This window comes from Micromonospora sp. NPDC048986 (genome assembly GCF_040649335.1).
In the GTDB taxonomy this organism is placed as follows: domain Bacteria; phylum Actinomycetota; class Actinomycetes; order Mycobacteriales; family Micromonosporaceae; genus Micromonospora; species Micromonospora alfalfae.
In genome coordinates this window covers 238544-264548 of record NZ_JBEZFJ010000010.1, presented here as the reverse complement: position 1 = coordinate 264548, position 26005 = coordinate 238544, and the positions used below count along the sequence as shown (strand labels likewise).

Genomic DNA, 26005 nt, shown 5'->3' with positions numbered 1-26005 from the left:
ACTCACTCCATTCGTTGGTGGTGGAGGTCGGTCCCAGGTGGTCTCTGACCGCTATCCGGTCAGCTCGGCGCGGTACGCGCCTGACGCCCACGGCACCCCCAGTTCGCTCGGCAGCGCCCCCCGCTCGGCCGCCCGGCGCAACACGTCGACGACGCCCCGCAGGTGACGGACCCGCTCCCCGTCCTCGCCGTTGGTGCTCACCAGCTCGCCGTCGAGCAGCCGGGGCTCCGGCGCGGGCCGCAGCGCGTCCAGCAGCGCGGTGAACGGCGCGGTACGGGCCAGCGGTGCGATCAGTGGAACGCCCGACGGGTCGGCCCGGTGGGCGAGCAGGTTCTCCAGCAGCCCCAGCCGCCCCGGCACCCGGCGGGTCACCACGTCCCCGGGCAGGCGCAACCGGTCGGTCGGGTACTCCAACACCGCCTGCCCCGTCGTGCCGGTCACCACCACCTCGCCCGCCACGAACTCCTCGGCGGCCAGGGTCACCGCCACCAGCACCGGCGGCCCGGCGCGGAACCGCACCCGCAGCACGGCGGTGTCCTCCACCTCGATCGGCCGGACCCGGTAGCGTTCCACCTCTATCGCGACCGGCCACGGCGTCGCCCCGGCGAGCGCCTCGGCGATCGCCAGGCACTGCATCACCGCGTGCGCGAGCGGGTTGACGAGCGCGCCGTCCAGCACGGGTCGGCCGTCCACACTCCGTCGACCGGCCCAGGGAGAGCGGGCGTAGTAGGCGTCCGGCCGTTGCCACGCGGCGATGGTGGAGATGCCGGTGACAGTGCCCAACCGGCCGGCGGCCAGCGCGTCGGTCAGCGCGGTGAGGGCCGCCGAGCCGAGCGCCTGGAAGCCCACCTGGGCCACCCGACCGGCGGCGGTGAGGGCCCAGGTCAGCTCCTCGTGCTCGGCCAACGACAGCACCGGGGGCTTCTCCAGCAGCAGGTCCGCGCCGGTGGCCAGGGCGTCGCGGGCGATCGCCAGGTGGGTGTGCGGCGGCGTGCAGATCACCACCACCTCCGGCCGGGTGGCGGCGAGCATCGACCGGTGGTCGGTGAACACCGCCACCCCCGGCGGCACCGGGGCTTCCGGGTCGTCCTCCACCGGCCGGACGTCGACCAGGGCGACCAACCGCAGTCGACCGGCGGCGTGCAGCGGCGCGATCACCCGCCGGTGCCAGCGACCGTGCCCGTTCGCCCCGATCACCGCCACCCGGGGCGGCGGGGTCGCCCCGCTCACCGCCGGCCGGTCCGGGTGGACCCGGTCACCGGGCACCGGCCAGGGTGGCCTCGACGCCGTGCCGCTCCAACGCGGTCAGCCAGGCGATCACGTCCGCGCGGACCTCGTCGTCCTCGGCCACCTCCAGCGGGATGACGTCGCGCAGCGCGAAGACCGCGTCGACGGCGCCCGCCGGGCTCTGCGCCCCGGCGTCCAGCGCGGCCCGGATCGGCCCGGCCAGTGGGTCCTGTAGCGGCAACGGCCGGCCGTCGTCGGCGTACCCCAGCGCGAAGCGCAACCAGGACGCCACGACCAGCGCGCCCCAGCGCGCGGACCGCCCGGCCGCGCGCAGGTCGGCGATGGTGTGCAGGACGCGCTGCGGCAGCTTCTGGGAGCCGTCGATCGCCACCTGGAGGGTGCGGTGGTGGATCGCCGGGTTACCGAACCGGGCGAGCGCCTGCTCGCCGTAGTCGACGACCCGCACCCCGTCCGGCGGGGTGAAGCTGGCCGCCACGTCCTCGGCGACCAGCCGGCGCAACACGTCACGCAGGTGCGGGATCTCCAGCGCGTCGGCGATCGTCTCCCGACCGGCCAACGCTCCGAGGTACGCGATGGCGGAGTGCACCCCGTTGAGGGCGCGCAGCTTCAACCGCTCCCACGGGCCGGCGTCCTCGGTGAGCACCGCCCCGGCGAACTCCCAGCCGGGCCGGCCGCCGGGGAAATCGTCCTCGATCACCCACTGCGCGTACGGCTCCGCGGCCACCGCGGCCAGGTCGGTCACCCCGAGCGCCCGCCGGGCCGCCTCGATCGTCTCCGGGGTGCTGGCCGGCACGATCCGGTCCACCATGGTGCCCGGGCAGGTGACGTTGCCGGCCACCCACTCGACGAGCCCGGCGGGCACCCCGGCGGCCCGGCCGACCGCCTGGTCGAGCATGCCGCGCAGTCGTCGACCGTTGGCCGGCAGGTTGTCGCAGCTCACCAGCGCCACCGGCCCGGCGTCCGCGGCGGCCCGGGCGGCCAGCCCGCGCAGCAGCAGCCCCGGCACAGTGGTCGGCGCTCCGCCGCCGGCCAGGTCCGCGGCGAGCGCCGAGTCCGGGGACAGTCGGCCGGTCACCGGGTCGAGTTGGTACGCCTTCTCGGTGACGGTCAGGGTCACCACGCGGACCGCCGGGTCGGCGAGCAACGCCACCACGGCGTCCGGGTCGCTGGGCGCGTGCCGGACGCCGCTCAGGGCTCCCACCACCCGGGTGGAGCTGCCGGCCGCGGAGAGGGTGCTGACGCTGAACAGGTTGTCCTGCGCGGCGATCGCCTCGACCACCGCGGCGCTGCGCGGCGCGACGGCCACGATGCCCCAGTCACCTCCGGCCGCGCCGACCGCGGCCTCGGTGAACACGGCCTGGTGGGCCCGGTGGAACGCGCCCAACCCCAGGTGTACGACGCCGGTCGGCACGGTGCCCGGCCGGATCAGCGGGCGGGCCTCGGCGGGCAGCCGGCGCAGCATGCCCAGGCCGAGCCGGGAGGCCCCGACGGTCACCGCCATGCCGGACCGTCCGGGAAACGGAACTCGGCGATCGACGCGGGCTTCATGGTGGCGCTGTAACCGGGCCGCTCGGGCAGCAGATAGCGGCCACCGCGGGTCCGCACCGGATCGACGAAGTGTTCGTGCAGATGGTCGACGTACTCGATCATCCGGCCGTCCAGGCCGGTGCCCACCCGCAGGTAGTCGAAGATCGCCAGGTGCTGGACGTACTCGCAGAGGCCCACGCCGCCGGCGTGCGGGCACACCGGCACGCCGAACTTCGCCGCCAGTAGCAGCTCGGCCAGCACCTCGTTGACGCCGCCGACCCGGCAGGCGTCGACCTGCATCACCCCGATCGCCTCGGCCTGGAGCAGCTGTTTGAAGATCACTCGGTTGGCGGCCACCTCCCCGGTGGCCACCCGGCAGCGGCCGGCAGTCAACTCGGTCACCGCGCGGGCGATCCGGGCGTGCCCGAGGATGTCGTCGGCGTGGGTGGGCTCCTCGATCCAGTACGGGTCCACCTCGGCCAGCGCCGCCATCGCGGTGATCGCCTCGTCGACGTCCCAGACCTGGTTGGCGTCCATCATCAACAGCGCGTCCGGGCCGATCTCCTCCCGGATGATCCGGGCCCGCCGCAGATCGTCGGCGAGCGGACCGCCGACCTTCATCTTCATCGCCCGCCAGCCGTCGGCGTACGCCTGCCGGGTCAGCGCCCGCACCTTGTCGTCCGGGTAGCCGAGCCACCCCACCGAGGTGGTGTACGACGGGAAACCGTCGCGTTCGAGGGCCGCCAACCGGTCGGCCAGCCCGTCACGTCCCTTGTCGAGGATGGCGGCCGCCTCGTCCGGCGTGAGCGCGTCGGTGATGTGCTTGAAGTCGATGCTGGCCACGAGGTCGTCGGTGGGCAGCTCGGCGAGGAAGCGCCACATCGGCGTGCCGGCCAGTGTTGCCCGCAGGTCCCACACCGCGTTGACCAGCGCGCCGGTGGCCATGTGGATGACGCCCTTCTCCGGACCCAGCCAGCGCAGCTGCACGTCGGCGCTGAGCGAGCGCCAGAACGCCACCGGCTCGGCGGTGATCTCCTCGATGGTGCGCCCCTGGACGTGGTGGGCCAGGGCACGCACCGCCGCGCAGGTGATCTCGTTGCCCCGGCCGTTGGTGAAGGTGAACCCGGCGCCGGTCGCGCCGGCGTCGGTGCCCAGCTCCACGTACGTCGCCGAGTAGTCACCCCGGTTGATCGCGTCGGAGCCGTCGCCCCGGGCGGCGGTGGGGAACCGCACGTCGTGCACCTCGACGGAGGTGATGGTGACTGTCATTGCTGGTGTCCTCCGAAGTTGAAGACCCGCCTGGGCAGCCGGTACGCCAGGTCGACGATGGTCTCGACGGCCTCGTCCATCGGTAGCCGGTGCTCGGCGACGAGCCGGGCCAGGAAGCCGGCGTCCACCCGGCGGGCCACGTCGTGGCGGACCGGGATGGAACAGAACGCCCGGGTGTCGTCGACGAACCCGGTGGTGTTGTAGAAGCCGGCGCTCTCGGTCACCGTCTCCCGGAACCGGCGCAGCACCTCCGGGGAGTCCAGGAACCACCAGGGCGCGCCGAGCAGCAGCGCGGCGTACCCGCCCGCGAGGGGCGCCAACTCGCGGGTGAAGGTGTCCTCGTCGAGGGTGTAGAGCACCAGTCGTAGCCGGGGGTCGTTGCCGTAGCGCTCCAGCAGCGGGGCGAGCGCGTGCACGTACTCGGTGGCCTGTGGGATGTCGCCGCCGACGTCGCGGCCGTGCCGGGCGTGCAACCACCGGTTGTGGTTGCGCACCGCGCCGGGGTGCAGTTGCATGACCAGGCCGTCGTCGAGCGACATCCTGGCGAACTCCACGAGCATGTGCGCCCGGAACGCCTCCGCGTCGGCGGCGTCGGCCTCGCCGCGCCGGCCCCGGTCGTAGAGCCGCCCGGCCTCGGCCGGGGTCAGGTCCAGGGTGCGCGCGGTGGGGTGACCGTGGTCGGAGGAGGTGGCCCCGGCGGCGATGAACGCGGCGCGTCGGGCCCGCAGCGCGGCCAGGTAGCCGGCGTACGTGCCGGTGTCCTCACCGGCCCGATCGCCGAGACGGTCCACGTTTGTCGACCAGCCCTCGAACTCCATGTCCACCACGTCGTCGGGGCGGAACGTGGTGACCACCCGGCCGCCCGGCCCACCCCACCCGTCGGCGGCGAGCTTGGCGTGCTGCGCGAGGTCGTCCAGCGGTGACTCGGTGGTCGCGAGGACCTCGATGTTGAACCGCTCGAACAGCGCCCGGGGCCGGAAGTCCGGCTCGGCGAGGCGGGCCGCGATCTCGTCGTAGAGGGCGTCGGCGGTGCCGGGGCGAAGCGGGGTGTGCACCCCGAACACGGTGCGGAAGGTCTGTTCCAGCCAGAGTCGCGACGGCGTGCCCCGGAACAGGTGCCAGTGCGCGGCGAAGCGTCGCCAGATCACCCGGCCGTCGGTCTCCACCGGGCTGCCGTCGCGGGTGGGCACCCCCAGATCCGCCGGGGGCACACCCTGACTGAGCAGCATCCGGGTCAGGTAGTGGTCGGGCACGATGAGCAACTGCGCCGGGTCCGGGAAGGGGCGGTCCTCGGCGAGCAGGGCCGGGTCGACGTGCCCGTGCGGCGAGATGATGGGCTGCTCCGCCGCCAGGGCGTACAGCTCCCGGGCCAGCGCGCGCTGGCCCGGCTCGGGCGGCAGGAGCAGATCGGTGTGGTCGAACGTGGGCACGGAGTGGGGCTCCTCGTCTCCTGTGTCAGCGGGGGGTGAGCAGGTCGGCGACGCGGACGGGTTGGCCGGTCTCGAAGGACCGGTTGGCTGCCAGACCGGTGAGCAGGGCCAACGCGCCGTCGTCGGCGGTCGCGGCGCGGCCCAACGGGTCGGGTTGACCGCCGAGGAGCACCCCGGTCATCCGGGCGTCCGCGCCGCCGTGCCCGTGCCGGCTGCGACCCTCCACCGGGATCTGCCGGGGCGGGGCCCAGAACGGGCGCAGGGTAAGCGTCGCACCACCGCCCTCGGCCGGCGCCTCGACACCGTGCAGGGCGGCGCCCTTGACCGCGCCGGAGGTGCCCCTGTCGACGTGGTCGTTCTCGGCCACGTCCAGCTCCAGTCGGCCACGGCTGCCGTTGACCATCACCCGGTAGCCCTCCCAGGGCGCGTACGCGGTGAGGTGGTAGGTCATGGTGGCACCGGTGGAGTAGCGGGCCAGCACCGCCATGTCGTCCTCGATGCTCACCCCGGGCGCGAAGACGTTGCGGTCGCGTTGGTAGCCGTCCTCGGCCTCGGCGTCGAGGTACAGCTCGCGCAGCCGGGGGTGCGCGTCCAGCCGCAGCGCGAACGGGTCGTCGGCGGCGGCGGGGGAGCCGTGCGCCCGGTCGTAGTCGCGGGCGTAGCCGTGCCGGCGACCGTCAGCGCCGTAGAAGAAGAGTCGGCCGGCCGCGTACACCTCGACGGGTGTGGCGGCCAGCCACCAGTTGACCAGGTCGAAGTGGTGGCTGGCCTTGTGCACCATCAACCCGCCGGAGGTGGCCTTGTCGCGGTGCCAGCGACGGAAGTAGTCCGCGCCGTGGCGGACGTCGAGCAACCACTCGAAGTGCACCGAGCCGATCTCGCCGACCGCGCCCTCGGCGAGCAGTCGGCGAACCTGTTCGTGCAGCGGGTTGTAGCGGTAGTTGAAGGCGACAGTCACCCGGCCGCCGGTCTCGGCAACCGTGTCCAGGATGCGCCGGCAGCGGGCCACGTCCACTGTCATCGGTTTCTCGGTGACGACCTCCCGGCCGGCGCGCAGCGCTGCCACCACGTACTCGTCGTGGGTGACGTCCACGCTGGTGACCAGGACGACGTCGACGCGCTCGGAGTCCAGCATGGCTGTGAAGTCACCGGCCGGATACGTGGGCACCGGGCGGTGACCTAGCTCGCCCAGCCAGCGGTTGTGCGCGTCCATGCGGGCCTGGTTGACGTCGGCGAAGGCGACCAGCTCGGTGGTGTCGGCGTGGTCGAGCACCAGCGCCCGGACGAACATCTCGGCCCGCGCGCCGGTGCCCACGACGGCGTAGCGGGCCCGTCCGGCGGCTCTCGGTGACATGCGGTCGCCTCCCGTGATGCTGCAAAGGTTTGCAATGAAGTAATCACGATCGATCCGTTCGCGTCAACGACGACAGCGGGATCGGCGTCATTTGTCAGCGTTTGAGGGGCAGCAAGTCACTAGGGGGAGTGTGGGTGCAACGAAGCCGTAACCATTGACCGTTGACACTGGCGCAACCGTTTGCATTAATGGGCCACACCTGCGTGACCGCCACCACATCGGACGAAGGGGTCGCCGTGCCAGTCACCATCCGGGACGTCGCCCGGGCGTCCGGTGTGCACATCTCCACCGTGTCCCGCACCTTCTCCGCTCCACACCTGGTCAACCCGGAGACCCGGGTCCGGGTGCTGGCCTGCGCGGAAGATCTGGGCTACCGGCCCAACCGCGCCGCCCGGGCCCTGATCACCGGGCGGACCCACAACATCGGGCTGATCATCGCGGACATCGCGAACCCGTTCTTTCCGCCGCTGATCAAGGCGGCGGAGAGTCAGGCCCGACACCGCGACTACCACGTCTTCGTGGCCGACACCAACGAGGACCCGACCGCCGAGGAAGAACTGGTCCACGCCCTCGCGAAGCAGGTGGACGGGGTGCTGCTGTGCAGCCCCCGGATGAGCAACAGCCTGATCGAGCAACTCAGCCGCGAGGTGCCGCTGGTCGTGGTGAACCGCCAGGTGACCGGCCTGCCCTGCGTGCTGATGGACGTCGGGCAGGGCGCCCGCTCGGCGATCGAGCACCTGGTCGGCCTGGGACACCGCAGCATCGCGCTGCTCGGTGGCCCGCGCAGCTCGTGGACCAACCGGGAGATGCGCCGTGCCGCCGCCGCGGCCGCGCGGGCCGGCGGCGCGGAGCTGACCATGCTCGGCCCCAACGCGCCCACCGAGGTCGGCGGCTCCGCCGTCGCCGAGCAGGTGCGACGCAGTGGTGTGTCGGCAGTGCTCGCCTACAACGACCTGATGGCGATCGGCCTGATCGAAGGGCTGGACGCGCTCGGGGTCCGGGTGCCGCAGGAGGTGAGCGTCGTCGGGGTCGACGACATCACCCTGAGCCGGCTGACCCGGCCCAAACTGACGACGGTGGCCACACCCACCGGGGCCGCCGGCCGGACGGCCGTCGACATGCTGCTGCAACAGGACATCGAGTCACCGCGCGCTGCGCGGGGGTCCGGTGCCGGCACGGCGCTCGGCGTCCGTCGTACCACAGCACAGGTAATGCTCCAGACCGACCTGGTCATCCGCGACTCGACCGGCCCGGGCCCGTACGCCCGACCGGCACGTCCCCTGGCCGCACCACGTGGCCCGGGCCCGCATTGCCCTGCGGACCCGGGCATCCCGACTGCGGCCACCGGTGACGCCGTCGCCTCCTAATGCCGAGGAGTGAGCGCACATGCACCCCGCAACGCCCCCCACCACTGACGCGCCCGTCGGGCGCGCCCACCGTACCCCGCTGCCCCGGCGGCGCCTGCTGCGTGGCCTGCTCGCCGTGACGGTCGCCGCACCGCTGATGTTCGGCGCCGCCGCCTGCGGAGACGACGGCGGCGCCACCGACCCGAACGCGCCGGTCAAGCTCTCCATCTTCTGGTGGGGTGGCGACGCCCGGGCCAAGCTGACCGAAGACGCCCTCGCGCTCTACACCAAGAAGCACCCGAACGTGACATTCGAGAAGACCTGGCAGGCCAACCAGGGCTACTTCGACAAGCTGGCCACGCTCACCGCCGGCGGCAACCCGCCGGACCTGTTCCAGATCGACGACAACTACCTCGCCGAGTACGCGGCCCGCAACACCACACTCGACCTGACCTCGTACCAGGAGTCCGGAAAGCTGGACACCTCGAAGTTCCCCAAGAGCCTCTGGCAGTACGGCGTCGTCGACGGCAAGCTCGCCGGCCTGGCCGCCGGGGAGAACACCCAGGGTCTGGTCTACAACAAGACGCTGCTGGCCAAGCACAACCTGCCCGAGCCGACCACCGGGATGACCTGGGAGCAGCACATCGCCTGGGCCGAGCAGGTCACCGCCAAGACCAGGGTGCCCGGCACCCAGGACCCGAGCGCCGACTACAAGGCGCTCTGGGTCTGGCTGCGCCAACAGGGCAAGGACCTCTACAAGGGCAAGGAGTTGGGCTTCACCGCCGAGGACGTGACCACGTGGTTCGACCTGTGGAAGGGTGCCCGGGACCGCAAGGCCACCCCGAGCGCCGACGTCATCCACGAGGGCAACTCCAGCGACGTCACCAAGCAACTGGTGGTCACCGGTAAGTCGGCGACCTCCTGGGTCTGGGCCAACCAGATGCCGGACCTGAAGAAGAACACCAAGGACGAGCTGGGCGTGATCGCCTACCCCGGTGACCCGAGCGCGCAGTGGGCCCGCGCCTCGATGTACTGGTCGGTGTTCAAGGGCAGCAAGAACAAGGACATCGCGGTCGACGTGATCAACTTTTTGAACAACGACATGGAAGCGGTCAAGCTGCTCGGCACCGACCGTGGCCTGCCGTCCAACTTGGATCTGCGCCGGGTGGTCAGCGACGACACCACCGACCCGGCCATGAAGCAGTCCATCGCCGTCGAGGCGGAGCTGACCCAGAAGTTCGGCGAGTCGCCGCAGGTGCCGATCAAGGGCCACAGCAAGGTGAAGTCCGAGCTGATCAAGGCGGCCGAGAACGCGCAGTACGGCCGGGCCACCCCCGCCGAGGCCGCCGCCCAGTTCGTCGAGGCGTGCAAGTCCGCCATCGCCTGACCGCCCCAGGGTCTGTGTCGAAGTCCCCGGCCGGCCTGCGGCGGGCCCAGACAACGACCGGCCGCGTTGGAGATCGGTCCGGATACCGGTGTTGTATCCGGACCGATCTCCGCCTTGCCGGACCGCCGTCTGGACTCCGCCTCGGCTCGACCGGGGACTTCGACACAGACCCAACGCGAGGAGAGGAGCTGTTCGTGGCGTTGACCACGGCACCCGACCCGACCCGACGCGGCCCCGGATCCGACCGGGCCCACGCGCAGAGGCGTGGGCCCGGCCGCTTCCGGCACAGCGAAGGTCTGGCGGGGTACGTCTTCCTGTCGCCGTGGCTCATCGGCCTGATGGGTGTCACGGCAATTCCCATGCTGCTGTCGCTCTACCTGAGCTTCACCAACTACGACATCCTCACCCCCTTCTCCGAGGTGGAGTGGGTGGGGCTGGCCAACTACGAACGGATGTTCACCGCCGACCCGTCGTACTGGCACGCGGTGCGGGTCACAGTGACCTTCGCGCTGATCGCCGTACCGCTGAAGCTGGCCGCGGCGCTCGGCGTGGCGCTGCTGCTCAACCGCGCCTGGCGCGGCGTCGGGCTGTTCCGCGGGTTGTTCTACCTGCCGTCCCTGCTCGGCGGCAGCGTCGCGCTGGCCATCGTCTGGGTCAACATGTTCAACCGCGACGGCGCGTTCAACTCGCTGCTGAGCCTCTTCGGCATCACCGGCAAACCGTGGGTGAACGACCCCGACTGGGCCCTCGAAACACTGATGGTGCTGGCCATCTGGCAGTTCGGCGCACCGATGGTGATCTTCCTGGCCGGGCTCAAGCAGGTGCCCACCGAGCTGTACGAGGCCGCGTCTGTCGACGGTGCCAACCGGTTCCGCCAGTTCCGCAACGTCACCCTGCCGATGCTCTCCCCGGTCATCTTCTTCAACCTGGTGCTGGAGACCATCAACGGCTTCCAGGGCTTCACCGCCGCGTTCGTGCTCAGCAACGGCACCGGCGGCCCTGTCGACTCCACCCTGATGTACACGCTGAACCTCTACATCACCGGCTTCACCGACCTCAACATGGGTTACGCCTCGGCGATGGCCTGGGTGTTCCTGCTCGCCATCGCGGTCATCACCGCGATCTTCTTCAGCACCGGGCGGTTCTGGGTGCACTACTCCGACGGGGAGGACCGGTGATGGTGACGGTGACCCCGACGACCACAGCGCCGCCGAACGCGCGCCGACGGCCCGGCGGACGGCCCGTGCTGCGGCTGCTGATCCTGGTGGCGATCGTCGCCGTGGTGCTCTACCCGCTGATCTGGATGGTGGGCACCTCGCTGAAGTCCCAGGAGGAGATCGTCAACAACGTCGGGCTGCTGCCCGAGCGCTTCTCCCCGGGCAACTACACCGCCGGGTGGTCCAACTTCGACGTCAGCTTCGGCCGGTTCTTCCTCAACAGCGCCATGGTCAGCCTGCTCACCGTCGTCGGCAACGGGCTCTCCTGCCTGCTGGCCGCGTACGCCTTCGCCCGGCTGCGGTTCCGGCTGCGCGGCATGTGGTTCGCCGTCATGATCGGAACGCTGCTGCTGCCCCAGCACGTGCTGATCGTTCCGCAGTACATCCTGTTCCGCACGCTCGGGCTGGTCGGCGGCGACTGGCCCTACCTGCCGCTGCTCATCCCGCAGTTCCTGGCCACCGAGGCGTTCTTCGTCTTCCTCATGGTGCAGTTCATGCGCGGCGTCCCCCGGGAGCTGGACGAGGCGGCCCGCATCGACGGTGCCGGCCCGTTCGGCATCTTCCGGCACATCATCCTGCCGCTGAGCCGCCCGGCGCTGGTCACCACGGCGATCTTCTCGTTCATCTGGACCTGGAACGACTTCTTCCGCCAGCTGGTCTTCCTGTCCCAGTTGGAGGACTACACGGTCCCGGTCGCGCTGACCCTGTTCATCGACTCGACCAGCCAGAGCGCTGTCGGTCCGATGTTCGCCATGTCGGTGCTGTCGCTGCTGCCGGTCTTCCTGTTCTTCGTCGCGTTCCAGCGGATGCTCGTCGAGGGGATCAACACCAGTGGCATCAAGGGCTGAACCCGTGGACACCGGCGGGCGGCGGGACTGGCGCGACGTCGCCCGCGACGGCGCCGACCTGGCACTGCTGGGCATCCTGTTGACACTCGCGGCGGTGCCCCTGCTCACCGCCGCCGCAGCGGCGGGCACCGCCAGTGCGGCGGTGCACGACTGGACGCGTACCGGCGCTTGGCCGTCGGCGCGCACGACAGTGCGCCGGTTCGGCCACGCGGTGCTGCCCGGTGTGCCGGTCAGCCTGCTCGCGCTGGTCGGCGCGGCGCTGCTCGCCGCCGACCTGGCGGCGCTGGCCACCGGCCGGGTGCCGGGCGGACCAGCGGCGCTGCTGGTGACGGCGCTGATCGCGGCCGGCCTGGCCGGGTACGGCGGGCTGGTCGTCGTCGAGGTGGGCGGCAACGGGGGCGGGCGGTGGCGGGCGTCGGCCCGCTGCGCCGCCCGCGCCTGCCTCGACGCGCCCACCCGCTGGGCGGCGCTCACCGGGGTCGTCGCGCTGGCCGGGCTGCTCACCGTCCTGGTCACCCCTGTCGCGGTGCCGATCCTCGCCGGCTACACGGTGGCCGCCCTGCACGCGGTCGCCGCCCGTCGGCCGGCCTGCGTCGTCGGAGGCCGGCAGGGACCAGCCGCCCCCGACGCCCGCCGGCCGGTCCCGGTCGCCGTCGCCGTCGCCGGTCGTCGGGAGCTGCCGTGAGCGGGGAGCCGGTGCGGCTGACGGTCGGGGCCACGGAGGTGGCCGAGTACGTGCTCGACCCGGCGGTGGACGCGCGGCACGGGCCCCGGCCGTATCTGCACCCGGTACGCACGCTCGGCGGAACCGTGGTCACCGACGCGCTCCCCGCCGACCACGTGTGGCACCTCGGCGCGTCCCTCGCGGTGCAGGACGTCGACGGCAGCAACCTCTGGGGCGGGCGCACCTACGTGCGCGATGTCGGTTACACCTGGCGGGACGACCACGGCGTCATCGCGCACACCGGTGAGGTCGAACGGTCCCCGGGCCGGTACGCGCATGATCTCCAGTGGCGCGACCGGGCCGGCCGGGTGCTGCTCACCGAGCGGAGGTGGCTCACCGCGTCGGTGGTCACGCCGGACGCCTGGCGGCTCGACCTGGAGTCCGTCCTCGTCGCCCCTGACGACCGGGAGATCCGGCTGGGCAGCCCGGCCACCAACGGCCGCCCGGGCGGGGCCGGCTACGGCGGGTTCTTCTGGCGGGCCGCCGCCGACGGCGAACCGGCGGTGTTCACCGCGGACGCGGCCGGCGAGGAGACGGTCAACGGCGGCGCGGCGCCGTGGCTCGCGCTGACCGGCGTCCGGTCGGGTGCCGGGGCGTACACACTGGTCTTCGCGGGCCTCGGCCGCGACGACCGGTGGTTCGTGCGGACCGGAATGTATCCGGGGGTCTGTGTGGCGTTCGCGTTCGACAGACCGGCTGTGGTGCCGGCCGGTGGGAGCCGGCACGGCCGGTACCAGGTGTGGGTGGCCGACGGGAGCCTCGACCGGGACGGCGTGGCGGCCCTGGTCGCGGCAGTGCGGTGACCGTGCTGAGCGGTCCCGGTCAGCGCGAGCGGTCGGTCAGCTCGCGGACGGCCACCTGGTACGCGGCCTGGGTGTGGTACGGCCAGTGCCCTTCGATCGGTGGCGGCACGGTGTCCGCCGGGTCGATGGTCAGGCTGCGGGGGTCACGCAGTCGAATGTCGACGTCGACGCCGGGCGGTGCTCCGTCCGGGCCCGGAGGAAAGATCGGCCCACCGATCGGGTCGGTGTCACGCCACAGGTTGCGCCACCGCCACCCGATCCGCCCGCCCAGGTCGCGGAGCGTCCGCGGCCCGAGGTACGCCGGGTAGAGCCGCGCGTAGGTGCGTTGCAGCGGTGAGCCGTAGGTCAACAGCGACACCCGGGCCAGCGCTGACGGCGGTAGTTGCAGGATGGTGGCGGCGGCGAGCACCGAGCCGTGGCTGTGCCCGGAGATGACCACCGGTCCCCGTGCGGTGAGCCCGGTGACCCGTTTCGCCAGCTCCGGGACAGCGCGGGCGGCGTAGCAGGGCGGCGCGAACGGGTGGACGGTTCGGGGCCAGAACGTGCCGAGGTCCCACAGCACCGCCACCACCCGCCGGGTCTGGGCCGACCGGTAGGCGCGGAAACCGAGGATCATGAGGGAGATCACCAGCAGGCTGATCACCCAGACCCCGGCGTCGGTGACGTAGGCGGCGAACACGGCGGCCGCGCCACCGTGCCCGCCCAGGCGGTCCGCGAGCTGGGTGGGACCAACCCCGATCACGTCGAAGGCGACGGTGGCCAGCCCGAGCGACGCGATCAGCAGGAACGCGATGAGCACCGGGCCCAACTCCTCGGTGATCCGGGACCGGGCGATGGTCTCCCGGACCAGGCTCACCCGGTGCGCGTCCTCGGCCGGGACGTCGGGGTAGTCCCGCTCGATGATCCGCGTCGCCAGCCTCCGTCGCCGCCGGCGGCTCAGCAGCAGGGTCGCCGAGGTCACCGCCGCGCCGATCAGCAGCGCGGCGAGCCCGGCGAGCGCGGCCCACCAGTAGGCCACCGGCGGGTCCAACGGGCCGACGATCGGCGGGTTGGGTCGGATCGGATCGGGGATGTCGCCGTGGTCGAGGGCGTCCGCGACGCGGTAGACGAGGGTCGCGGTGAAGGCCGCGCCGACGCTCACGGCCGCCGCTGCCACGATCGGGGTACCGAGCCCGCGCAGGAAGGGGCGCTCGTCGTCGCGGGCGGCACGCTGCCGGGTGTACGTGACGATGGTGAGCACGACCAGCAGGACGCCCTGCGTGGCGACCACCCCGGCGGCGGCGCCCTCGTACCCGGGCAGCTTGCCCAGACCGGCCGGTGCCGGGTCCGCGAGTGCGGCAGTGCCGAGGCAGCACACGGTCACCACAGCGGTGACCGCCCAGAGGGGGCGCAGGAGCCGCCGCGCCCTCGCCGGGCTGGCCGGCACGGGAAGGGCGAGCAGGACCACCTCGACCACGAGCAGCCCGACGGCGATCCCGAACAGCACGCCGTGACCGGGCGCGCCCACCCCACCCGGTGTGATGCCGGCGAGCAGGGCGACGTTCAGCGTCCCGACGCCCAGCACCACGTGGAGCTGGCGCAGCCAACCGGTGGTCTGCTCGTCCTGCCAGAAGCCGGGGTCGGTGAGGCTCTCGCTCCGTTCACCGGCCAGGGGTGGCGCCGACGACGGGCCGAACCCCTCGAAGGCCCGCGCCGACCGGGTGCCGATGGCCCAGACGACCCGCAGCGCCAGCAGGGGAACGACCGACAGCAGGGCCAGCCGGGGCCCGGTCGGGAGGTTGTGCAGCCAGGCCAGGTAGGGGCGGCTGGCCCGACACCCGGGGTACGGCACACACTGCCAGCCGACCAGGTCCAGCGTGACGCCCACCGCGGCCAGCACGAACGTGGCGGTGAGGGTGCCGGCGAGCAACCGGCACAGCGCGCCGAGCAGCCCCCACCGGTCGTGCCCCGGCGGGCGGAGCCAGATCGCCAGGTTGCTCAGCATGAAGGGCAGCAGCAGCAACATCGATGCCGTCCGCACCGCAGCGCCGGCGGTCAGCGAACCCCAGCGGTACGCCTCGACGACGACTCCGCCGGTGGCCCCGCCGGCGGTGCCGCTGCCCGGCCGGGGCCGGAAGAAGCCGGCGTGCGTGTCTCCGGCGACCCGGACCACGATCGGGTGGTCGAGGATCCGTTCGGCGGTGACCCCGGAAATGCCGTGTACCCGCAGCTCCACGGCGTCGCGCCCCGGCGTCCTGTCCACGCCGTCAGGGTCACAGACAATCCACCGGGCCGCTGCTGATACCGCAAAGCGAGGCGATCGCGGTGCTGGACCGACCCCACCTGCTCCGACCCGGCCCCGCACCCCAGGTGTTGACCATGAAGTTGTTGCCACTTCACCCGGCGTGTCACGGCAATAACTTCATGATCAACGGGGCGAGGTGGTGGTGGTGCGGATGGCCTTGACGATCGCGGGGATGGAGCCGATCAACAGCACCAGCCCCCAGATGATCGCGATGACCGCGAAGACCAGCGCCGCCACGTCGTCGACGATGCTGACCAGGATCACCGGCACCAGGTTGTGCAGGAACTCCAGCACCACAGTGCACAGCAGAGTGGTGAGGATCAGCAGGACGAGGCCCTTGTTCTGCAGGAAACGCGGCTGCGCCAGCACCAGCATGCCGGCCCACACCAGCTTGAGCAGCAGCACCAGCCCGAGCAGCACCGCCGCCTCGCCGACCGGAAAGAAGCCCCACAGCGCCAGGTACGCCAGGGTGCCGAACGGGACGGCCAGGAACAGCGACACCATGATGGACAGCTCCACGAACGCGACGACCAGCGCGATCAGCCCGACGATGATCAGGATGATCGAGAAGATCAGGCCGGCGACGCCCTGGATTCGACCCTGGACGCGCTCGGGCAGCAGCAGGCCCAGGCAGAACAGCCCGGTGCTCCAGACCGCCACCGCGTCGATCAACGCCAGGTAGCCGGTGCCCCGGCCGGACGGTTCGCTGACCCCGGACACGTCGTCGATCTCCACGTCCAGCGCGCCGGCGCTGTCGGCGAGAGCCGCACCGGCGTTGGCGCCGCCGAGCAGCAGCCCGGCACCCAGCTCGACCCCGATCGCCAGGACGATGGCCAGCATGGCCATCAGCAGGAACGGCTTGCGCAGGTCACCCACGGCGGCGCCTTCCTCTCGGTCCGGGTCGGGTCAGGACGTGGCCACGACGACAGTGCAGCCGCCCACCCCGGGGCAGACCAGGCCCACCTCGGTGGCCTGGTCGACGGCGATCTTCGCCACCGCGCCGGTGCCGTCCGCCGCCGGCTCGACCTCGTCGCGGATGGTGAGGTCGGCGTCGCCGGGCGCCGGGGCGACGACGGTGAACCGGGCCGCGCTGCGCAGCACCAGCGTGCGCAACCCGCCGGGGTCCGCGACGCGCACCACACAGTTGCCGGAGAACTCCAGCCGACCCGCCTCGTCGGCGCAGTCGGCGCTGACCCTCGCCGGATCCACAGCGGAATGCTCGCCGCCCAGCGCGCCCAACCGGTCGACGAACCCGTGCCGGGCCCCCGGATCACCCCGCTCGTCGCGGCCGGCGCCGACCGCGACCACGAACAGCGCCACCAGCAGGACGGCGAGCAGCCCCAGCACCGCCTTCTGCCGCCCACTCATCGCGCCACTGCCTGCGCCACGATCTCGGTGAACCGGATCTCGTCGACGCCCGCGAAGTAGCGGTTCGTGCCCTGCGTCTTGCCGACCACCAGCAGCGTGACCTGGTGGGGGCCCTTCGCGAGCCGGACCGTGCCGACGTCCAGGAACTCCGTCTTGCGCACGGTGGGCGTGAAGCCGAGGAACGTCCCGCCGACCTGGGTGCCGTCGATGACGAAGACGGTGTTGGCGTAGTCGAAGGAGGTGGTGCGTACCGCGGCGAAACGCCAGGTGCCGTCGGCCGGGATCTGCACCGTCACGGTGACCTTGTCGCCGATGGCCAACCCCTGGAAGAACAACTGCTTGTCGCCGGACCAGGTCACCCCACAGCAGTTGGGTTGCGCCTCCACCTTCGCCCCGTTCTTCGCCGGGGAGTCCACCACCGCGCCCGGCACCAGGCTCTCCGCCTCGACGGAGACCACCCGCGGCTCGCCAGGGGTCGGCTCGCCGTCGCGGGTCAGCAACACCACCCCCACGGCGACCACCACCAGCACCAACGCCGCCGCGGCGGCGATCCACAACAACGGGGTACGCCGTGGCGGCGCTACCGCCCGCACCTCGTAGGTGACCCGGCCGCTGGAGCGGGAACTCTCCTCCGGCGCGGTGTTCGCCGAGTACGCGAACCCGGTCATGTCGTAGCGCCGGGGCGGGGTACCGGCCGGCACGGCGAGCGTGACCAGGAACGACACCGAGCCCTGGCCGGGTACCACCCGTTGGGGTTCGGCGACGGTGAACCACGCCCGCTGGGAGCCGTCACCGGGTGCCACGTCGAACACCACGGTGTCCGGCGCGTTGCCCGGGTTGGACACGGTGAAGGTCAGCTCGCCGCTGTTGCGCGGGTCGACCGTGAACTGCTCGGCGGCGGCGACGACCGCCCACTCGGTGGTCATGACGACTCCTCTTCCAGGACGATCTCGACGGTGGCCGACGCGGGTTTCTCCGCCTCGACGATGCGGGTGATCACGGCGAGCTGACCGGCGGCGGCGACCGGCACCCGCACCACGACGTGGAAGGCTCGCTCGGCGGGCTCGTCGATGACGAAGCCCGACGTCCCGGTGGCCAGTTCCAGGGCTCGTCGCATTCCGTACGGGGTGCCACGCCAGCGGGCCAGCAGGGCGGCGTCGGCCACCAGGTCACGCAGCCGACCCACCGGCAGCGGCAGCGGGGTGTCCGGCCGGGGCGAGGTCACCACGTGGTCCATCGCCACCCAGCGGGTCAACCGCACCACCAGTCCGTCCGGCGCACGGTACGGGTCGAACAGCGCGTCCACCTCGGCGAGGATCGCCTCGTCCGGGGCGTGCAGCCCCTCCATCACGTCCAGCAGCGCCCAGAGCACGCTGCCCGGCACGCAGGCCCGCTGGTAGGCGGCGGGCAGCAGCCGCTCAATCGCCGAGCGTCGCATCCTGGCGCACCACCTCGATGTCGTGCTCGCCGGAGCAGAGCAGCCAGGTGTCCGGGACGGTCACCACGTCGGCGGTGGCCTGGTTGGCGCTGGGCGTCCAGGTGACGGCGTCGGCGCTGCGGTGTACGCCGCGCTCGCCGCTGGCCAGGATCAGCCGCTCCGTCGCACCGGTGCCGCCAGCCGCAGCGCCCCCGGCCGTCGAGCCGCTCACCGCGATGGCGTCGACCGGCACGAACCGGGTCCGGTCCCGCAACGGCAACCCGCAGTTGACAGATACCGCCTGCCACTGCGGCTGGGCGGCCAGCGTGTCCAGCCGCAGCACCCCGCCGCTCTGCGTGGCCGCCACCGCCTGCTGACCGGTGAACGCGAGGTCCCGACAGGTGCCGCCCAGCCACCCGGCCTGCACCGACTGCCACTTCACGTCGGACTCGAACAGCCGGGTGCGGTGGCAGCCCTGGCCGGGCTTCTTCGGGTCCGGTTCGCCGGCGCCGCTCCACAGCAGGGTGGCCGGGCCGTCGTACTGCACGGCGAGGACCCGGTTGTCCACGTTGGCCAGACCCACGTGACCGAAGCTGCCGGGCCGGCCGCCGCCTGTCGACAGGTACACCCCGAAGCTGGCCTGCGCCGCCACCGCCACTCCCGGCGCGCCCCGCTCGGAGACGAACGTGCGGACCGCGTAGAAGCCCCGGTCGGCGTCGGAGGGGTCGACCAGGATCTGCAACGGCACCGCCCCGGGCAGCAGCGACACCTCGTACAGGCCGGTGTCGGTGGCCACCAGCAGCGCGCCCGCGCCGTCGCGGTCCAACCAGGCCACATCGGAGATCCGCGAGTCCAGGTCGGTGAGCAGCGACCACGTCTCGCCCAGGTCGGTGCTCAGGTGCACCCGGGAGCCGCCCGAGGCGCGCAGCGTCACCACCGCCACCGAACCGGGACGCGCGACGATGCCCGGCCGTACCGGCGCGGGCGCGGGCGCTACCCGCAGCACCGTCTCGCCGTCGAAGCGGCCGGCCGGTTCCCAACCCGAGCCGCCGTTGCTGGAGCGGAACAGCACCGGGCCGCGCCCGGCGTACCAGGTGCGCGGCTGGTACTGGTCCACGGCGAGGGCGCGGACGTCGGCGTCGGGGGCCTCGTCGACCACGAACCGCACCGACTCGACGTAGCGCACCCCCGGCTCGGCGTGCTCCAGCAGCCGGTACACGTTCGACGCCCGCAGTGGCTCACCGAACGGCCAACCAGTCGGGTTGAGCGCGGTGGGCAGCGGGCTCAACGTCTGGTGCAGCCGGTCGTGGATGCGGCGACGGACCGCGTCCACGTCCTCCTCGCGGCGGACCACCACCCGGGCCCGCACGGACACCGCCTTGAACCGCGCCCAGGTGGCCCGGGAGCGGATGCCGACCATCCGGCGTTCCTCCAGGTCCGCCTCGACCCGATGGCGCGCCTCGGGTACCTCGTGCTCGCGCAGCAGCGCCACCGGCAGCCGACCGCCCGGTCGGGCCGCCTCCGGCACGTACGGCACCAGCACCACCTCGACCTCGCCCGGCTGGGCGAAGCTGTACACCGCCGCGCGGGTGAACGCCCGCGCCCGCGCCACCGCGCCGGAGCTGGTCGCGAGGATCTCGAAGTCGCGGGCGGTGACCGCCCGTTGCTGGGCGAAGAACTCGTACGGGCCGCGCAGCAGCACCGACTCCAGCGCCTCCATCTCCCGGCCTCCGGCCGCGGGGGCGGGGTTGTCCACGCGTACCCCCGGTAGTGGGTCGCGCAGGCTGGTCAGCGTGCCCGCCGCCACGTTGCCGGTGGGTCCGCCACCGGCGCGGTACCACAGCCGGATCTGCCGTCCGGCCGGCGGCACCGCCGCGACGGTCACCGGCGCTACGGTGCTCGCCGGTGCCGCCACGTCGGCGGTGGCCTGGCCGTGCGGGGTCGCCGTGGCGGGGGGACGCAGGTCGAGAGCCGGGGCGAAGGTGACAGTGCCGGAGCAGCGGTCGACCAGGTACGCCTTGGCCTGCGGACCGAGCCCGGCGAAGCTGTCCACCGGCCGCCAGATCTCGAACGTGCGGGAGTCGTGCTCGCGGGCCGCCGCACCCAGCTCCACAGCGCCGGCCGGCACCTCCACCCCGAGCAGCAGGTCCAACGCCTCCGCGGTGCGTGTCAGCGGCGCGCGCGTCGCGCGCAGCACCTGCCCCGGCTGGCCGGTGCCGACCCCGAGCAACTCCGCCTCGACCAGCTCGCAGTGGTGCATCCGCACCGTCACCGACGTCTCGTCAGCGGGCAGCAGCGTCGGCTCGGTGGTGACGAACACGACAGGCCGAGGGTCCGCGCCCCGGGCCGCGGCGACCCGCAGCCCGGCCGGGATCCGGACCGCACCGCGGTCGGTGCCGTTACGGGTGAACCGGACGTCCGCCCAGGCCGCTGTCGGCGCGTGCCGGCTGACCCCGAGCAGGTTCAGAAACGAGACGTACGCCTTCTCCGGCAACTGGTTCAACCGGTAGATCATCACCTCGGTGAGGTGCGCGAACGTCTCCACCAGCGCCATGCCGGGGTCGTGCGCCGACAGGTCGGTCCACGCCGGGCACGACTGCCGGATCCGTTCCCGGGCCTCGGTGACCAGGTCGAGGAAGCCGCGATCGTCGAGGTGCGGCACGGGCAGCGTCATGATGCTCCTCCCTGAGCGGGCTCGTCGACCGGGAGCAGATCCACTGAGAAGACCAGCTGCCCGGGGGTCAGGCTGGCCCGCACCCGGTAGTCCAACCGGATCACCAACCGCCACGCGTCCTCCGGGTCCGGACCGGCGTCCACGTCGATCACCTCGACCCGGGGCTCCCACCGGGCGATGGCCTGCCGGACGTAGTGAATGGCCAGGCCGGCCGTGGTGTCGTCGTTGGGCGCGAAGACCAACCGGTGCAGCCGGGAGCCGTACCCGGGTCGCATCAGCCGCTCGCCCGGCGTGGTCGACAGGAGCAGGAACAGCGCCTGCCGTACGCTCTCGTCGCCCTCGGTCATCGCCAGGCCGCCGGCCGCGGTGAGCGCCAACCCGCCGGTGCGGCCGGCGTCGAAGCCGGCACCGACGAAGCGGAAAGCCCTCATCGGTCCGCCCCCAGGAACTGTTGGCGGGGGTCGCGCACCGTGTGCTTGACCAACCCCGGCGGTGTGCCGTTGGTGAACCCCTCCAGGTGCGACAGCACCACCCGGTGCCCGTCAACGCGGATCCAGTCGCTGTAGCCGACCCGGACGGTCAGCGTCGTCGTGCACGGCTTGATGGTCGGGCCGTAGTTCGGGCAGGCGACGATTGTGCGTCCCTCCGGGTCGTCGTCCACGAGCACCGGCACGCCGGTGACGGTCACCCACTGCCGTGAGGGTCGGTTCTCGACCCGGCCGTCGTGATCGCAGGTGATCACGGAGTCACTGTGGATCCAGCGCATCAGCCGCCTCCTTCGTGGTGGGCGCGGGCGAGCGAACGGGCCTGCTGCGCCGCGGTGGTCGGGTCCTCGGTCGAGTCGGCGTGCCGGAAGTCCACGCTGCGAGCGCGCACCACAATGGCCCGGCCGGGTGCGGAGATCACCAGGTCGGACGCCGCGTGCAGGGTGGCCAGGTCAGGGGTCAGCTCCAGGAAGCTGCCGCCCTCGGCGCCCAGCCGCAGGCTGCGCCGCACGTCGTCGACGACGATCGACTGTCCGCCGGCGGTGCGCATCGTCCAGCGGCGGGCCCTTCCGTCGTCGATGCCCGCGTCGTACGGCTCGACCGCGCCGAACAGCGAACCGAGCACGATGCCCGACGCCGGCTCGCCGCCGGGCAGCACCACCAGCACGGTGTCACCCGGATCGGGCAGCGCCACCAGACCCTTGCCCGGTCCGGCCCCGGGGCAGAGCACGGCGAGCCAGCCGGCGTCGAGGTCCCCGTACGCCGGCAGGGTCAACCGGACCCGGCCCAGCCCGTCCGGGTCGGCGACGTCGGTGACGCTGCCGAGGGTGACCACCGCCCCGCCGCCCGGGGTCGTCGCGGTGGCCGGCGGCACGGTGGAGAAACGGGTCAGGTGCCCATTGCCGTCCACCGTGTGCACCACCTCGGTCAGCACGTACGTCCCGGCCACCGGGTCGGGCACCCCGCCGAGGTCGACGCGCCGGCCCGGCCGTAGCGCCGGATCGCCCTCGGCCACCCCCTCGGCCGTGGCCAGCGCCGCCGCGCGAATGTCCAACCGGGCCTGGGCCAGCGCCGCCAACTCGTCGTCGCTGCGGCCGGGCTGGTCCACGGCGGTGCGAACGCCGCCGGCACCCACGTCGGCCGGGTCCGGGCGATCGTCGGCGGGTCGGCCGCAGCGCGCCTCGTCGACCTGCTGGCTGATCACCTCGGCCCGCTGCGGGTGCCAGCCCAGCGCCGCACTGGCACCGCTGGCCTGGTCGGTGTTCGTGGACAGTCGCACTGTGTGCACCTCCGCGCCGAGCGTCAACGCGACCGGCTCCCCGTAGCCAGCGAGGGTGACCAGCCGGACGCCGTCACCGTCGGCGGCCAGATGCAGCCCGGCCCGGCCGGCCACCTCGCGCAGCAGCTCCAGATCGCTGTGCCGGTGTTGGAGCAGCCGCTCCAACCGAGGGCCGTCGACCTCGGCGGTCACCGCCAGCCCCACCGCGCCGCACAGTTCCCGGGCCAGCTCGACGGCGGTCACCGAGGTGAAGACCCGTAACCCCTGCCGCTTGCGCAGCCGGTGCAGCGGGTCGTACGCCCGCAGCCGCAGCACCGCCGCCCCGTCGGCGGCGAACTCCACCTCCACGCAGGTGACCTCGCCGCTGAACAGGGCGTCCGAGTGGTCGGCGAGCCGTACGTCGAGCGCCGTGCCGGGACGTACCACCGGGTCGAACGCGCCGGTCCCGGAGCTGGTGGCGAGCACCAGCTCCGCCTGGGTGGGCTGGTTGAGCCGGGCCGCCACCCGCACTGAGCGGACCCGCTGACGAGCCGCGCCGACCAGCTCGACGCCGTCGAGCTGGACGATCAACGCCCGGGGCGCGAGGCTGGTCACGGCGTACCCCCGGGACTGCCGGACCCGCTCGGAACCGCGCCGGTCGGGCCGGTGGCCCCGTCCCACGGCGCTCCGGCGACCGAAGCGCCCAGGTACGACGCTCCCGCGCCCACCACCGACCGCGCCAACCCGGTCAGCGAAGCGGTGCCGGCGGTCGGTGGGACGGCGAGGGTGGTGCCGGCCGGCACGGCGAGGGGATCGGTGATCCGGTTGTGTTCGGCGAGCAGCCGCCAGCGCAGCGGCGAGCCCAGCGCGTCGTTTGCCAGCAGGTCGAACCGCACACCGGAGCGACCCGGCTCGGCCGCGCCGTCACCGGCGGCGATCACCGCGCTGCCCGGCGCGGCGGTCGGGGTGCTCGCCGCGGCCAGCTCCTCGGCGAAGCCGGCCTCGGCCTGATCGGCCGTCTCGGCGGTGCGGACCAGCTTCAGCCGCAACCAGGACCGCCGCGGCGACCCGGTGCCGGTGAACGCGTCGAACCGTTCCGCCACCGCGACGATCACACCCGGCACGTTCCAGGTCTTGCCCCAGACCAACCGGACCAACGGCGGTCGCAGCCAACCATGCTCGGCAGTGGAATTCTCCGCAAGCATCCACAGCGGACGGGTGAGCACCCGGACGTCGGCGGGACGCAGTTGCGCCTCCACGAAGTCGACGTCGAAGAGCAGGTCCAACACCAGCTCGGTACGGCCACCGCCGGTGAAGACCAGCGGGTCGTCGGCCAGACCGGACCCGGTGAGCTGCCCGCCGCCGGCACCCCGCTGGCGTACGCCGGCGAGCCGGGTCACCTGCACGGTCTCCGGGTTGAGCAGGCAGTCCACCCGGACGCCCGAGGAGTCGATGAGGAAGGCGACGCGTTCCATCAGTCACCCGCCTGTTCCCGGTCCAGTCGGGTCAGTTGGGCGTTGTCCACCGACGCTGGGGCGACCGACCACAGTGCGGTGTCGTCGGGCAGTGCCGGCCATGGGTCGACGCTCCGCGTCGCGGCGCTGGGCGACGGCCCGTCGACCACCGACGCCCGCCCTCCGCCGGCCGCTCCCGTCAGTGCGTCGCGCAGCGGGGCCGCGGGCCCGGGTGGTGTCGGTTCGCCGGGCAGGGCCAGCCAGGGTCCACCGTTTCCGAGGCGATCCAGTTCGTCGCGCGCGGCGGCCGACGGGTTTTCGCCGCTCGTCGCCGTCGCACCGGCCCAGGGTGCGTCGACCCCGCCCCGGGTCGGCCCGTTCACGAAGCGCTGCCCAGCCACCGCGTCCAGTCGCGCCGCGCTCGGCGCACCACCACGCGGGTGCCCGCCCGCATCCCCTCTCGGCCGGGCCTGGCCGTCCGCCGGGTCGCCCCGGAACCCGTCGTGACCAGCCGAGAGTCGATCGGCGGTGGGTAGCGCGATGGACGAGTCGGCGGACCGCCGGTGGGCGACCTGGCCGGGCCACTGTGCGTCAGGGTGCGGGTGGGAGGTGGTTCGGGTGGCTTCGGCCCCGGCCTGACGCGGACGGCTGCTCGACGAACTGGGTGGCCCGAAGACCATGGAACGGACCGGCTGTCGGGGCCCATCCGCCCGGGGCAGCCGGCTCGCGTCGAGAGCCCTGGTGTCGGGCGCCGTGGTGTCGAGGGCCGTGGTGTCGGAGGCCGTGGTGTCGACCCGGGTCGCCCGCCGCACCGCAGGCGCTGCCGCGCCCGGTCCCGCCGGCCCTGTCGAACCGGCTGGCGGGGTCGACCGGTTCGGCCAGGTGGACCTGGCCGGCGGGGTGGTCAGGTCCGAGCTGCTCGGAGGCGTCCCGTCACCGGATGGGCCGGCAGCACCGGTGCGCGTACCGTCGGGCTGGTCACCGGCTCGCGACGGGTCCGCCCCGCCGGTCCGGCCCTCGGCCCGCGACCGGGTCGACCCCTTGTCCCCACTCGCACCGGGACCGCCCACGTTCCCCTCCCCGCCGAGCCCGCCGGACCTGCCGGATCCGCCGGACCTGCCGGACCTGCCGAACCTGGCGTTCGCGACCGGGTCCGCGCCGTCGGCGTCGACCCGAGCGGTCGGCCCGCCCTGCCCGCCGATGCCGACCCCGGCCTCGGCGATGCCGGACGGGTCGAGGTCCAGGTCGTGCAGCAGGCCTGGCGCGTGGGCCGCCACCAGGTCCAGCCAGTGCCGCGGAGGCTCCCCGAAACGGCGGGGAGCCACCACTGGCGGCTGCGACGGCGGCGGAAGGTGGCCGGCGGACTCGACCCGCCCGGCGAGGCGCTGCACCGCCCCGGCCGCCGAGCGCAGCCGGCTGGCCAGCCAGCTACGCGGGCGTCGGCGCGGTGGCACCGCCGGTCTCCAGCTCCAGGCCCTCGTAGCGCAGGGTCAGCGAGGCGATGGCGATCTCGTGGCTGAGGGTGTTGAGGTGTGCCCCGCGCCACCGGGTCGGCCAGGCGTCGATCAGGTTCCAGCGCAGCACCTCGGCCGTGCCGACCGAGTCGAGCAGCACCACCGAGACGTTGCGCCGGTTGAGAGTGCCCTGGGCGGTGGCGTTCACCCAGTCCCACAACTCGCGGGAGGCGGTGAGGCCGAAGTGCAGCGTCACCGGCTCGTACTCGGCCTGACCGGGCACCATCCGCATCCGACCCAGGCCGTGCTCCCGGTACGGTTGCCCGGGGATGTTCACCTCCAACCCGGTCATCTCGGTGAAGTGGCCGTTGGTGACGCCGTTGATGAGCAGTCGGAAGTTGTACGCCCGGTACGGGTCGACAGGGGCCCCGGGTTGCGGGGTGGCGGTGGTGGGCATG

At 73.0% G+C, this 26005-nt stretch carries 23 protein-coding genes; 6 read left to right on the top strand and 17 right to left on the bottom strand.

The window, feature by feature from the left end:
• Positions 1 to 51: 51 nt before the first annotated feature.
• Genes AB0B94_RS21855 through AB0B94_RS21835 form a run of 5 tightly spaced genes read right to left on the bottom strand, consistent with a single transcriptional unit; the run spans position 52 to position 6828 of the window.
• Positions 52 to 1266, bottom strand: a complete 1215-nt coding sequence (locus tag AB0B94_RS21855) for a Gfo/Idh/MocA family oxidoreductase (protein ID WP_357282861.1) — start codon at positions 1264 to 1266, stop codon at positions 52 to 54.
• Positions 1256 to 2749 carry a mannitol dehydrogenase family protein gene (locus AB0B94_RS21850; protein WP_357282859.1) on the bottom strand — a complete coding sequence of 498 codons (1494 nt, stop codon included), beginning with the start codon at positions 2747 to 2749 and terminating at the stop codon, positions 1256 to 1258. The genes AB0B94_RS21855 and AB0B94_RS21850 overlap by 11 nt, the downstream gene beginning before the upstream one ends.
• Positions 2740 to 4044, bottom strand: coding sequence for an enolase C-terminal domain-like protein (locus AB0B94_RS21845; protein WP_357282856.1), 1305 nt, complete (start codon positions 4042 to 4044; stop codon positions 2740 to 2742). The genes AB0B94_RS21850 and AB0B94_RS21845 overlap by 10 nt, the downstream gene beginning before the upstream one ends.
• Positions 4041 to 5474: a glucuronate isomerase gene (uxaC, locus tag AB0B94_RS21840; RefSeq protein WP_357282853.1), complete on the bottom strand. Its 1434-nt coding sequence runs from the start codon at positions 5472 to 5474 to the stop codon at positions 4041 to 4043. Before uxaC ends, AB0B94_RS21845 begins: the two co-directional genes overlap by 4 nt.
• A gap of 25 nt (positions 5475 to 5499) precedes the next feature.
• Positions 5500 to 6828: a Gfo/Idh/MocA family oxidoreductase gene (locus tag AB0B94_RS21835; protein WP_357282849.1), complete on the bottom strand. Its 1329-nt coding sequence runs from the start codon at positions 6826 to 6828 to the stop codon at positions 5500 to 5502.
• A gap of 236 nt (positions 6829 to 7064) precedes the next feature.
• Between AB0B94_RS21835 and AB0B94_RS21830 the strand changes: the two genes are divergently transcribed.
• The 6 genes from AB0B94_RS21830 (at position 7065) to AB0B94_RS21805 (ending at position 13153) form a co-directional block, all read left to right on the top strand.
• Complete coding sequence (locus AB0B94_RS21830; RefSeq protein WP_238670628.1) at positions 7065 to 8195, top strand: LacI family DNA-binding transcriptional regulator; 1131 nt, start codon at positions 7065 to 7067, stop codon at positions 8193 to 8195.
• A 19-nt stretch (positions 8196 to 8214) separates the two neighbouring features.
• A complete protein-coding gene (locus tag AB0B94_RS21825) occupies positions 8215 to 9561 on the top strand; it encodes an extracellular solute-binding protein (protein WP_357282846.1) in 1347 nt (448 codons plus the stop codon).
• A 194-nt stretch (positions 9562 to 9755) separates the two neighbouring features.
• Positions 9756 to 10739, top strand: a complete 984-nt coding sequence (locus AB0B94_RS21820; RefSeq protein WP_357282843.1) for a sugar ABC transporter permease — start codon at positions 9756 to 9758, stop codon at positions 10737 to 10739.
• Positions 10739 to 11626 carry a carbohydrate ABC transporter permease gene (locus AB0B94_RS21815; RefSeq protein WP_357282959.1) on the top strand — a complete coding sequence of 296 codons (888 nt, stop codon included), beginning with the start codon at positions 10739 to 10741 and terminating at the stop codon, positions 11624 to 11626. Before AB0B94_RS21820 ends, AB0B94_RS21815 begins: the two co-directional genes overlap by 1 nt.
• A gap of 4 nt (positions 11627 to 11630) precedes the next feature.
• A complete protein-coding gene (locus AB0B94_RS21810) occupies positions 11631 to 12311 on the top strand; it encodes a hypothetical protein (RefSeq protein WP_357282839.1) in 681 nt (226 codons plus the stop codon).
• On the top strand, positions 12308 to 13153 hold the full coding sequence (locus tag AB0B94_RS21805) for a PmoA family protein (protein ID WP_357282836.1): 846 nt from the start codon (positions 12308 to 12310) through the stop codon (positions 13151 to 13153). The genes AB0B94_RS21810 and AB0B94_RS21805 overlap by 4 nt, the downstream gene beginning before the upstream one ends.
• Positions 13154 to 13172: 19 nt before the next feature.
• On the opposite strand, the gene AB0B94_RS21800 is transcribed toward AB0B94_RS21805, so the two are convergent.
• The 12 genes from AB0B94_RS21800 to AB0B94_RS21745 form a co-directional block, all read right to left on the bottom strand.
• Positions 13173 to 15395 carry a hypothetical protein gene (locus AB0B94_RS21800; protein WP_357282835.1) on the bottom strand — a complete coding sequence of 741 codons (2223 nt, stop codon included), beginning with the start codon at positions 15393 to 15395 and terminating at the stop codon, positions 13173 to 13175.
• A 165-nt stretch (positions 15396 to 15560) separates the two neighbouring features.
• Positions 15561 to 16313, bottom strand: coding sequence for a hypothetical protein (locus AB0B94_RS21795; RefSeq protein ID WP_357282833.1), 753 nt, complete (start codon positions 16311 to 16313; stop codon positions 15561 to 15563).
• A gap of 30 nt (positions 16314 to 16343) precedes the next feature.
• A complete protein-coding gene (locus AB0B94_RS21790; RefSeq protein WP_357282831.1) occupies positions 16344 to 16805 on the bottom strand; it encodes a hypothetical protein in 462 nt (153 codons plus the stop codon).
• Entirely contained in the window at positions 16802 to 17731 is a 930-nt protein-coding gene (locus tag AB0B94_RS21785) for a hypothetical protein (RefSeq protein WP_357282829.1), read from the bottom strand. Before AB0B94_RS21785 ends, AB0B94_RS21790 begins: the two co-directional genes overlap by 4 nt.
• Complete coding sequence (locus AB0B94_RS21780) at positions 17728 to 18243, bottom strand: phage tail protein (RefSeq protein WP_357282827.1); 516 nt, start codon at positions 18241 to 18243, stop codon at positions 17728 to 17730. Before AB0B94_RS21780 ends, AB0B94_RS21785 begins: the two co-directional genes overlap by 4 nt.
• A complete protein-coding gene (locus tag AB0B94_RS21775) occupies positions 18224 to 20896 on the bottom strand; it encodes a putative baseplate assembly protein (protein ID WP_357282824.1) in 2673 nt (890 codons plus the stop codon). The genes AB0B94_RS21780 and AB0B94_RS21775 overlap by 20 nt, the downstream gene beginning before the upstream one ends.
• A complete protein-coding gene (locus AB0B94_RS21770) occupies positions 20893 to 21327 on the bottom strand; it encodes a GPW/gp25 family protein (protein ID WP_357282821.1) in 435 nt (144 codons plus the stop codon). Before AB0B94_RS21770 ends, AB0B94_RS21775 begins: the two co-directional genes overlap by 4 nt.
• A complete protein-coding gene (locus AB0B94_RS21765; RefSeq protein ID WP_112700535.1) occupies positions 21324 to 21662 on the bottom strand; it encodes a hypothetical protein in 339 nt (112 codons plus the stop codon). The genes AB0B94_RS21770 and AB0B94_RS21765 overlap by 4 nt, the downstream gene beginning before the upstream one ends.
• Positions 21662 to 23254 carry a contractile injection system protein, VgrG/Pvc8 family gene (locus AB0B94_RS21760; RefSeq protein WP_357282818.1) on the bottom strand — a complete coding sequence of 531 codons (1593 nt, stop codon included), beginning with the start codon at positions 23252 to 23254 and terminating at the stop codon, positions 21662 to 21664. The genes AB0B94_RS21765 and AB0B94_RS21760 overlap by 1 nt, the downstream gene beginning before the upstream one ends.
• Positions 23251 to 24114 (bottom strand): hypothetical protein, encoded by an 864-nt coding sequence (locus AB0B94_RS21755; protein ID WP_357282816.1) that lies wholly within the window; start codon positions 24112 to 24114, stop codon positions 23251 to 23253. Before AB0B94_RS21755 ends, AB0B94_RS21760 begins: the two co-directional genes overlap by 4 nt.
• The gene (locus AB0B94_RS21750) at positions 24114 to 25547 is read right to left on the bottom strand and encodes a hypothetical protein (protein WP_357282814.1); all 1434 of its coding nucleotides are present in this window, start codon (positions 25545 to 25547) and stop codon (positions 24114 to 24116) included. Before AB0B94_RS21750 ends, AB0B94_RS21755 begins: the two co-directional genes overlap by 1 nt.
• A complete protein-coding gene (locus AB0B94_RS21745; RefSeq protein WP_030327509.1) occupies positions 25522 to 26004 on the bottom strand; it encodes a phage tail protein in 483 nt (160 codons plus the stop codon). The genes AB0B94_RS21750 and AB0B94_RS21745 overlap by 26 nt, the downstream gene beginning before the upstream one ends.
• Between the last annotated feature and the right edge of the window lies 1 nt (position 26005).

Excerpts from the sequence above, each read along its gene's own strand:
- AB0B94_RS21765 (WP_112700535.1), bottom strand. The coding sequence starts at position 21,662 with ATGCGCTGGATCCACAGTGACTCCGTGATCACCTGCGATCACGACGGC.
- AB0B94_RS21745 (WP_030327509.1), bottom strand. The coding sequence starts at position 26,004 with ATGCCCACCACCGCCACCCCGCAACCCGGGGCCCCTGTCGACCCGTAC.
- AB0B94_RS21845 (WP_357282856.1), bottom strand. The coding sequence starts at position 4,044 with ATGACAGTCACCATCACCTCCGTCGAGGTGCACGACGTGCGGTTCCCC.
- AB0B94_RS21825 (WP_357282846.1), top strand. The coding sequence starts at position 8,215 with ATGCACCCCGCAACGCCCCCCACCACTGACGCGCCCGTCGGGCGCGCC.
- AB0B94_RS21780 (WP_357282827.1), bottom strand. The coding sequence starts at position 18,243 with ATGCGACGCTCGGCGATTGAGCGGCTGCTGCCCGCCGCCTACCAGCGG.
- AB0B94_RS21790 (WP_357282831.1), bottom strand. The coding sequence starts at position 16,805 with ATGAGTGGGCGGCAGAAGGCGGTGCTGGGGCTGCTCGCCGTCCTGCTG.
- AB0B94_RS21850 (WP_357282859.1), bottom strand. The coding sequence starts at position 2,749 with ATGGCGGTGACCGTCGGGGCCTCCCGGCTCGGCCTGGGCATGCTGCGC.
- AB0B94_RS21815 (WP_357282959.1), top strand. The coding sequence starts at position 10,739 with ATGGTGACGGTGACCCCGACGACCACAGCGCCGCCGAACGCGCGCCGA.
- AB0B94_RS21785 (WP_357282829.1), bottom strand. The coding sequence starts at position 17,731 with ATGACCACCGAGTGGGCGGTCGTCGCCGCCGCCGAGCAGTTCACGGTC.
- AB0B94_RS21770 (WP_357282821.1), bottom strand. The coding sequence starts at position 21,327 with ATGAGGGCTTTCCGCTTCGTCGGTGCCGGCTTCGACGCCGGCCGCACC.
- AB0B94_RS21835 (WP_357282849.1), bottom strand. The coding sequence starts at position 6,828 with ATGTCACCGAGAGCCGCCGGACGGGCCCGCTACGCCGTCGTGGGCACC.
- AB0B94_RS21775 (WP_357282824.1), bottom strand. The coding sequence starts at position 20,896 with ATGACGCTGCCCGTGCCGCACCTCGACGATCGCGGCTTCCTCGACCTG.
- AB0B94_RS21755 (WP_357282816.1), bottom strand. The coding sequence starts at position 24,114 with ATGGAACGCGTCGCCTTCCTCATCGACTCCTCGGGCGTCCGGGTGGAC.